This is a genomic window from Parasutterella sp., assembly GCF_057870745.1.
This window is the reverse complement of record NZ_DBMALT010000089.1, coordinates 1-2,495: the sequence shown is the minus strand read 5'-3', so window position 1 is coordinate 2,495 and position 2,495 is coordinate 1. Positions and strand designations below refer to the sequence as shown.

2 protein-coding genes and 1 pseudogene are annotated in these 2,495 nt (G+C 42.1%); 1 reads left to right on the top strand and 2 read right to left on the bottom strand.

The annotated features are described in order from the left end of the window. A pseudogene (locus ACZND6_RS12765) lies at positions 1 to 360 on the bottom strand (hypothetical protein); the annotation flags it as partial. Positions 361 to 730: 370 nt separating this feature from the next. Between ACZND6_RS12765 and ACZND6_RS12760 the strand changes: the two are divergent. Continuing rightward, positions 731 to 1,753, top strand: a complete 1,023-nt coding sequence (locus ACZND6_RS12760) for a hypothetical protein (RefSeq protein WP_418806706.1) — start codon at positions 731 to 733, stop codon at positions 1,751 to 1,753. A 29-nt stretch (positions 1,754 to 1,782) separates the two neighbouring features. Here ACZND6_RS12760 and ACZND6_RS12755 read toward each other — a convergent pair whose 3' ends face one another. Continuing rightward, on the bottom strand, positions 1,783 to 2,199 hold the full coding sequence (locus ACZND6_RS12755; RefSeq protein WP_118631967.1) for a helix-turn-helix domain-containing protein: 417 nt from the start codon (positions 2,197 to 2,199) through the stop codon (positions 1,783 to 1,785). Positions 2,200 to 2,495: the final 296 nt, after the last annotated feature.

Sequence of the window (2,495 nt, the reverse complement as noted above, 5' to 3'; positions counted from 1 at the left end):
CCAGGCCTTAACCGGATCCTTCTCCGAGTCTGAGACTAAGACCCTAAATCCCTTGTACTTCAAGTATTCGTCTACCCGGCGGTTAACAATAACCAAGCCTTCTTCGGAGATCTGCGTAAAGACATAATCTTTACCTCTTCTCTCAACCTGATAGTTCCGAAATTCAGGATGATCCTGAATGAAAGTCTCATCAAAACGAATTTTTCCGTCCTTTTGTCCGCCGAGGATTGTCCCAATCTTTTTGGATTCGCCTCTTTTGCTCCGCTTGAGTTCTCTATCCCAAACGTTTTTATACGTGTAATCGTAATAAACGGAACCTGCCTTATTGATCAGAATCGGAGGAAACTTGGGATTTGTCATTAATAGATCTCCATATATAACGATCTAGTTTAGCACAAAAAAAATCCTCAATTTCAACATTAACTTTATGTTTTATTGAGGATTTTTAAAATAATGAAGATCTAGAAACGCAAAATCTCAGTTCCTAACGCCTCTCACTGATTGTGCTCATTAACGGCCTTTCGGACGAAATTCAAACCACACTGCATCCATCCGGCCATGGAAATTTTTCAAAAATAAGCACAATCTTTTCCACCTAAATCTCGTGTATGAAGTATCCTTAGGTAGACGAAAACCCTGATTGGTTATAACAATTATGAAAATATTTGTCCGCAAAAATTTCTTTCTCTCCTTCTCAGTGATGGCCGCACTCCTGCTTTCCGCATGTTCAATGGACCCTAACGTAGAAATCACTAAGGAAAACGTTAAAGACGCCGTCAGCAGCCTCTCAAAAGCGGATGCAGCTAAAGTAGCGGCTCTCGGCGGGGACAAATATCTTCTTGGCAAAACCTTGAACAAGGTCAGCAAGCAGCTGCCTGGTGATTACTACAACTATGAAATCAATGAGCTAGTCGATCATGCTCGTTTAAATCGAAATTTCAATCTGGCTCAAGCTAATAAAGGGGAACTGACACCGGAAACTGTTCGATCTGATTTTGCTGAAAGTCCCGAAGAAAAATCGATAGAAATCTCGGAAATCAGCATGCAGGATCACTATCTCAGAGCATTAAGAACAGAACTTAAGAGACCAGTACCCCTCGGAACGGCTACCCTCGGAAAAGGTGTCCTGACTTGCAGAAAAAAAGATAACCTTACCGCCTTGGACGAGCTCGAATCTCAAAACATTGACGCATTCAAAAAGGAAAAGACCCGCAAACTCAGACGCAAGGAATGTCATGAGATGAAACGCCCAGCGAAATTAACGCTTAGGGCTGAAGATAAAGGGTTTGGCGGAAAAACGATCTTTAGAACAGCCAGAGGCTGGGTCGACGCTAAAGATTTGACTGACAGAACACCGGCGGAAGAGTTAGCCAAAATGAGAGAAGAAGCACAGGAAAAACTAACGTACTTGAAAAACCATCCGGCTCCTCAGTTTTATCACGTGTTCAGGCCGCTCATCGATATTTCAGCTAAGAATCAGACCCGAATTAAATTAGCTCAAAAAGCGATCCTTATAAACATGGCCCAGCATAAAGAGTCTTGGGATCAGGCCGCGGCACGTTTCGTACAGGAACAGCAAGACTTTGCCCGTACGGAATATGCATGCGCATTCAATAAGGACTGCTCTGAAAATCAAAAAGCCAATCTCAGAATGGCCTATTACATCCATACCGCTGCCCCGAAAAACGTAAAAGTCGGCACGCTGCCTTGTGAAATTTCTAATGTCTCCGGCTGCCGAAATTTCACAAACTAAGGCGCGTCATTCTTCAAAAACGCTCGATATTATCGAGCGTTTTTTACGTCCGCGGGAGGAACAATTTTTTGAGTACGGCTTGACTTCATCGCTTCCTGTTTTTGAACGGAAGCAGCATGAAGGCCTTCAGCAACTCTAAGCAAGACCTGACGGTCCCTTCTTGAAAGCTGGGAAATTACCGAGTCTTCTGAGATTAAATTTCTTGCCCCGCTCTTATCATCAGTGCGTCCCAAAAGATAATCCGTGGAAACGTTCAGTGAGTTGGCAAGACGCACTAATGCGTAAAGCGTAGGAGATCTTGAACTACCTTGATTCTCATAAAGAGAAAGAACCGGTTGAGGTATCGCGCTCAGGCTGGAAAGTTCGGCTTGAGTAAGGTTGTTTTCATGTCTGAGCTGTAAGAGCCTCTGACAAAGTATTCTTCTAATTTTAGGATCGGATCCCATTCTTCCTCCTGTCCTGTTCAGGCAAACGGAAATCTTATCACGTTAATTGGTTATTTGTTCGCAATAAAGACCCTTTTGGAAAACCTCATTTAAACGATTTTTTCCTTTTCTTTTATAGTGCTACGAAATTTTAGTATAAAAAAATAACTTACAAATAATTCAAAAATACGGGATATTTGTACTTTTCTTATCAATTTTACCTGTGTTTAGCCCCTTATATCGTGCAAAGCCCCGATAGACGGGGCTTATAGTAGATTTTCATTTTTTTCTTTTCGTGTTAACTCCTCAAGTTATTG